Annotated in this window: 5 protein-coding genes and 1 pseudogene; 4 read left to right on the top strand and 2 right to left on the bottom strand. The window is 37.4% G+C overall.

The genetic code is table 11. The features are described 5' to 3' along the window. Positions 1–348: 348 nt before the first annotated feature. The 3 genes and pseudogenes from A9239_RS01130 to A9239_RS17890 all read left to right on the top strand — a co-directional run. Positions 349–717, top strand: a complete 369-nt coding sequence (locus A9239_RS01130) for a hypothetical protein (protein WP_048118835.1) — start codon at positions 349–351, stop codon at positions 715–717. Further along, on the top strand, positions 684–953 hold the full coding sequence (locus A9239_RS01125) for a hypothetical protein (RefSeq protein ID WP_048118833.1): 270 nt from the start codon (positions 684–686) through the stop codon (positions 951–953). The genes A9239_RS01130 and A9239_RS01125 overlap by 34 nt, the downstream gene beginning before the upstream one ends. 115 nt (positions 954–1068) lie before the next feature. Then, positions 1069–1349, top strand: a pseudogene (locus A9239_RS17890) (transposase); the annotation flags it as partial. Between the two features lie 348 nt (positions 1350–1697). On the opposite strand, the gene A9239_RS01120 reads toward A9239_RS17890, so the two are convergent. Next, positions 1698–3305, bottom strand: coding sequence for a GDSL-type esterase/lipase family protein (locus A9239_RS01120; protein WP_176722078.1), 1608 nt, complete (start codon positions 3303–3305; stop codon positions 1698–1700). Between the two features lie 912 nt (positions 3306–4217). Beyond that, positions 4218–4415 (bottom strand): F420H2 dehydrogenase subunit FpoO, encoded by a 198-nt coding sequence (gene fpoO / locus A9239_RS01115; RefSeq protein ID WP_052712721.1) that lies wholly within the window; start codon positions 4413–4415, stop codon positions 4218–4220. Between the two features lie 517 nt (positions 4416–4932). Here fpoO and A9239_RS01110 point away from each other — a divergent pair. Beyond that, positions 4933–6411 (top strand): MFS transporter, encoded by a 1479-nt coding sequence (locus tag A9239_RS01110; protein ID WP_048155058.1) that lies wholly within the window; start codon positions 4933–4935, stop codon positions 6409–6411. Positions 6412–6418 lie beyond the last annotated feature (7 nt).

The raw sequence follows: 6418 nt of genomic DNA, 5'->3' as shown, positions 1-6418 counted from the left end.
TATCCTGGTTTGAAAGTGCTATGAAAATTAGAAGAGTGGCAGTGACAGAATACTTAAGGAATCCCCAATACACGTTAAATTAATTCAAATATTTGAAAGTTTGGAAAAAACAATATGCTAGGAGCCAACTGCGTAACTCCTAATACTTATAAGTCAGGTAACTCAGAAACGCATATGAATTTGGAAATAAAAGTTGGTTTTGGAATAGGCTCATACTTTTGATAGAATTCTGAACTAAAAAGTGCTTTATCTTTCGACCTCCAATAAGTAGAAGAATCGAATCTAATAGAAAAATAGAATCATACATAGAATCACACAGAAGGCCTAATTTTAGGAGTTGGTAACTTTATGGAAGATCAAAATGATGAACTATATCTTGCAGAGCTGCAAGCATGCAAACTGGATTTTTTGGAATGGACACCTGAGAAGGGAGTGAATGTTAGTGAAACGTCAAAACAATTTGCAAGGGAATTTCTGAATTTATCAAGTACAGAGGACTACAGCAAGGTCAAAGAATTTAACGGGGCTAAAAAGACATTCAATGAAATAGCTTCATTACTGATCCAGTGTAAAGCAGGGAATGACGGAACGATCTCTAAAGCGACCATAGATGAAATAGCAGAACAAAGCGGAACTACAGATCGCAGAGTTTATACAGTACTGGAAGCATTAGAAATTGAGGGATGGAATCCATTAAAGAGCTGTATTATAAACTGAGGGATGGAAACCATCAAAGAGCTGTGAAGAATGAACTAACGATCAGCTTTAATTTTATCACGGGAAATTCAGTTAAATTCAGGATGGTTAAGAAAAGAATTTATCTGGTTTATGGGAAGGAGCAATATCTTTTCAAAATGTATTGCAATAAAAATGCTACAGTTTACAGGAAATCAACATTAAATTTAGGTTGTGAAAAAAAAGTACTAATTTCAGATTATAAAGTAAAATTCTGAAAATTTTTAAAAATATTAAAGATAGGCAGTCTCTAAACTATGTCTGATCGTACATTTGGGTTAAAAACCACAGAATAGTTATAATTATTACAAAATTTAATTTTAGTGTTTCACCATGTTTATAAAGTACAATCAAACGCAGCAATTTTTACTTCCATTAGGCCTGAAAGATTTTGTCTCTTAAAAACATATTGCCAGAGTACGAAACGACATCGCAGATGTTGTTGATATTAATGCCATAGAATCCACTTACTCTAAGGAAAGTTGTCCAGCCTATCATCCAGGACTTCTTTTAAAAATATTGCTTTATGGTACCTTATAGACATTAGAAATTTACGTAAACTACAACAAATGACTCAAAATAACACAGCTTTCATTTATCTGACAGCCATGCAAAATGAAGTAAAAATTGAAATGGGTATTACCCAATTGTAATATTCAAAATGGTTTTGAGACAGCCTGAAAAGCAATTTTTTAATAAAAAAGGGATTTAATGCATTTAATTTAAGATTAAAGTATTAATTCAGAAATTAGCAAAGGCTCAATTCATTTTTGTGGCTCTTCGTCATTCTCTATGGATATTTCAATCCGAGACCGCGTTGGTTTTTATGAAGACATTATGAGGATATCCGCCTAAAATAACGAAGAGCCTTTTTTGTTTTCGTGTTGTTTCTAGCAGCATTCTTTACCGTTATAAGCTAACAGTATAGTTTCCTGCTCTGAAATATTTATGTGTAGGATTTTCTAGTTGTTGAAAATATGCCATTTCCAAAGCCAGTTCCATGAAGTTAGCGGTTCTGTACTTTTATCAGTAGAAGTAACATTCAAGGGAGTTTTTTCTGAGGTAACATTACTGATAAAATCAGTGTTTGGGTATACAGATGCCAGGATATGTTTAGCGACATAATTCCCCATGAGTGTATACCCAGCTGAATTTGGATGTATTCCATCATCACGTGAGTTATTCATATCATACCCATCGCGTACACCGTTTTCTGGTGATAAGTCAACAGAGTCGTATGTATCTATTACCGAGATGCCGGCCAACTCAGCTTGTGTAGTTAGGTTGTCATTTAACGATATACGCTTGTAGTTATTCTTTGAAATTGGTACAGTCGTCAATATGTAGGGAGTGATGCTTCGGTTTGTTGCCTCCTGTGCCATCCACAGTATATCATTAATTATGTCCTGTTCACTGCGCCCAGCAGAAATGTCGTTTTGCCCATACATGATTAAGACAATGTTAGGATTGTAGATATCTAACCACTGAGGAAACGTGACTCGACCCTGCGCTGCCGTGGTGCTCCCAATTCCGACATTAGACACGTACCAGGTAGGAGAATGTGCATTTAGAGTGGCGTTTAGATACGCTCCATACCCGAGCCCGTGATTAACTCCTACACCCTTTGTAATTGAATCTCCTACAGTTAAAATATGTTTGGAATCATGTGGTGCAGATGCCCTTGTAGAGAAAACACTCATATTTGAGAATTTGTTTGTAGAATTTGTTATCATTATGGGCATATCTTCAATAACATTGACAGTACACCCGTTGAATATATTATCACACGAGTCAGTTATATTTATTCCCAAACCATATTCAGCAATCGAAACACAATCCGTGAATGCATTCCAACTTGAATTGACTAACGAAATCCCATTATTTTTTCCAATAGCCGATGTATTACATCTCAAAAATGTATTATTATTTGATGCTTTGATGTCAATACTGTCTCCAAAAACAGTTGACACTATACAATCAGTGAAAGTATTGTTATTTGATCCACCATTCAAATTTATACCAATATTTGTAGAGTTGCACTCACAACCCGAAAAATTACAGTATCCCGAATTGGATAGACGGATGGAATTGGTTTTCGTGGAGTTAAGGGTAGATCCATTAACCATTATATATTGACTGTCAGCCGCAAATATTCCATGGATATTTGAGGAAATATTACAGTCACGGATATTCACATGTGATGATGCTGACTTTGCATAAATTCCCGCACCTTTATATACGTCAACCGTAGCATTCAAAATACTTACATTATCACAGTCAACCAAGCATATTCCGTACGCAGATGCTATACTCTTGTTCTTTTGGTTGATTGTGACATCTTTGATCACGATATCATTTTTGACCGAAGATAAAATCCCGCTGCCAGCCGTGTTCTGTGCAAACGTAATTGTGTGCCCTTTTCCATCAAACGTTACATTGTCAGCATCTACTGAGAATGCTGTGGCTGAAGCATCAACATCACCTGTCAGCACATAAGTTTCTCCAGAAATATTTAGCGAGTAGGACGAAACTGTACCCGCTGGGATTTCGACAGTCGCCGACGATGGCATTGCTGTAAAACATAACAAAAAGGCCGTTAAAATAACCCACAATTTCATTCTTATGCCTCTCCCTCTGTTAGATAAAAGTATCCATGTTTGTTGGTAATATAAAACTCTTGATAGATGTCGCAATTGTTAGCGAATATTCTGCAACTTCAAGATGTTCAAACAGTGCATCCGATTCTGAGAATCTCAATTTATACACTCTTCCAAATTTATTGTTATTCAATTGACATTAGATCTGCTTTACCTTCAAAATCAAATCCAGAGACACATTTAATTGCATTGACAAACGCCCTGATCATGTTCTTTGCATCGAAATTAACGGCAATGTGACGATTTTTTGTAAAATCATAACTTTCAAGAAGTTAGTATTTTGAAATTTAATATTGAAAGAACGGAATAATTCAATATTGAAAGAACGGAATTATACTCAATACACGCAAAATTAACTTTGAATTTACAGCAAATTCGGACACTGCCTTTAAAGTTTTTACATATCATATTTTTTACATGTTTTTGCCCTGAAATTGAAGATCGGACACCTGTTGAGGGTAGGATGTCCGCCTGCAATTTGATTTAATTGAAATAAGGAAATTACACAGGAATAACAGGGAAGCTTAAGGTAGGTGATGATATTCCGCCGGGATATTGGATAGACGAGAAATCTTTGTCACCAAGTTATCAATCTCTTTAGGTTATTGTTATAAGTTAATAATCATAAACCAGTCTATTAATATAAAAAGGTTCATCTTTTCTTTCATCAATCCTCCGATTTCCTTAGTTTTCCAAGTTAGGCAGGAACTTTGCAACTGTTAGATTATTGGAGTTAAGTGATTAAAGACCTTTTAATTACTGGATTGACCCCAAAATTCAAAATTGCATATCTGAATCTCGTATTCAGAATATCAATTGAGTTTCCTATCGTTCCACAGAGTAAACACTGCCTTTTTTACTGTATAAAGCATATTTGTTTTTTCTACAGAAAATTTCATCCATATTAATGTTTAAATAGGTTATCTGGGCGAAATACAGGCATGTTTCATAGGGTCCTTTCCAGAAATCCTCAGGATAGGTGAATTTGAGAAGGGGACGAAAATTTTGGTAATCTTTTTGCACTAAACCTTTCTATTGATTCTTATCATCTTCAAATTATATGGGTAAAAGTAGTAATGGATTTCCAACTACGAAAAAATATAATAGTATTTCCATTTTTCCTTCTCGTATTTTGGAGTGAAAGTTTTGATTTGACGACCACATCTCAAAACACTATCGGCATGATTACAACTCTTTTGAAAAAAAGCTTGACCGAAAAACTCCAGTAACAAGCTGGTCGGCGCAATCAACTGGTGCAACGGTTGTGGCACAAACCTTTTGAAAAAAGGCTTGGCCTAAAATCTCAGCAACGACAAGATCAACATCGTAACAGTTGCAGAGTAACGGTTGTTTCAAAGTTTTGCTTCAGCGTAATGTTTAATACAAACAAACTGTACTAAATGACCGATTAGTCAGCCATAACGAGGAAAAGTATTAATGAAGAGTTTCGTCTCTGATATAATCTATCCTGCATATCAATTGATTGCGATTTTTCTGACACCATAAGCATAGATAACGATCCTTCTGATAAGTGATACACATGAAAAAAGATACGAATAACGCCGGATCACCTGCTAAAGGTCCGGAAATCTACAATACACCTGATGCTTCTGTTGTCGGCACAGGGAAACAGGTCGTGCTTTTCATTGCGATACTTTCTGGATTTATTACTCCTTTTGACGGTTCGGCAGTAAATATTGCCCTGCCTGCGATTGGGTCCGAATTTCACATGGATGCTATTGCCCTTTCCTGGGTTGCGACCGCTTACCTCCTTTCATCAGCATTGTTTCTTGTCCCTTTCGGAAAAATCGCAGACATTTATGGGAGGAAAAAGATTTTCCTCTATGGTATTACGCTCTTCAGCCTTTCGTCTTTAATTATGACCATGGCTTTCTCATCGGAAATGCTTATTGGAATACGGGTTATGCAGGGTATCGGGAGTGCAATGATTTTCGGGACAGGCGTCGCCATCGTTACCTCAGTCTTCCCGCCCGGTGAGCGTGGAAAAGCTCTTGGTACTTATATTACTGCAGTTTACATTGGGCTTTCTGTTGGTCCTTTACTCGGAGGCGCGATGACGCAGTATCTTGGCTGGAGGAGCATCTTCTTCGTAAATGTTCCCATAGGCATTACAGCAATTATCCTGATCTTGTGGAAGATTAAAGGTGAATGGGCTGAGTGCAGAGGGGAGAAGTTCGACCTGATAGGGTCAGTCATATACGGTGCATCTGTAGTTGCAGTAATGTATGGTTTTTCAGTTCTCCCAGACTTTAAAGGTGCTGTCCTCTTAGCTGTGGGGACTCTCGGGGTAATTATTTTTGCTCTATATGAGATTAGAACACCTTCTCCCGTTCTTGACATAAGTCTCCTGACAAAAAATAGAATTTTTGCCTTTTCAAACCTATCTGCGCTAATAAATTACAGTGCTACTTACGCAGTGACCTTTCTTTTAAGTCTCGATCTTCAGTACACGAAAGGTTTCACTCCTGAACATGCCGGATTTATCCTGGTAGCACAGCCAGTTATCATGGCTATGGTTTCGCCAATTGCCGGCAGGCTCTCTGACAAGATTGAACCGCGGATTGTTGCGTCCGCAGGGATGACATTTACTGCGCTTGGGCTCTTCCTTCTAATTTTCCTTAAAGAAACAACTCCTATCTGGCACCTCATTATCACCCTGATTATTCTTGGTATAGGTTTCGGGCTCTTCTCTTCTCCAAACACGAATGCAATCATGAGTTCCGTTGATAAAAGATTCTATGGCGTTGCATCGGGAATGAACGGGACCATGCGCCTCCTTGGGCAGATGCTGTCGATGGGCATCGCAATGATGATCTTTGCAATTGTTATCGGTCCTGTAGAGATCACGCCTGAATATTACCCCCAGTTCGTTTTAAGCCTGCATTATGCTTTCACGCTGTTTACGGCTTTCTGTATTCTTGGAATATTCGCATCTCTAGTGAGAGGAAAAAGGAGTCCTGTAGCTCACGCCAGTATTCCTGAAAAAGGCAAAAAATAATACATTA

It is taken from the genome of Methanosarcina sp. A14 (genome assembly GCF_001729375.1).
Taxonomy (GTDB): domain Archaea; phylum Halobacteriota; class Methanosarcinia; order Methanosarcinales; family Methanosarcinaceae; genus Methanosarcina; species Methanosarcina barkeri.
The sequence above is the reverse complement of the archived record's forward strand: the minus strand, read 5'-3'. Positions and strand labels throughout refer to the sequence as shown.

Excerpts from the sequence above, each read along its gene's own strand:
- A9239_RS01130 (WP_048118835.1), top strand. The coding sequence starts at position 349 with ATGGAAGATCAAAATGATGAACTATATCTTGCAGAGCTGCAAGCATGC.
- A9239_RS01125 (WP_048118833.1), top strand. The coding sequence starts at position 684 with ATGGAATCCATTAAAGAGCTGTATTATAAACTGAGGGATGGAAACCAT.
- A9239_RS01120 (WP_176722078.1), bottom strand. The coding sequence starts at position 3,305 with ATGCCATCGTCGGCGACTGTCGAAATCCCAGCGGGTACAGTTTCGTCC.
- A9239_RS01110 (WP_048155058.1), top strand. The coding sequence starts at position 4,933 with ATGAAAAAAGATACGAATAACGCCGGATCACCTGCTAAAGGTCCGGAA.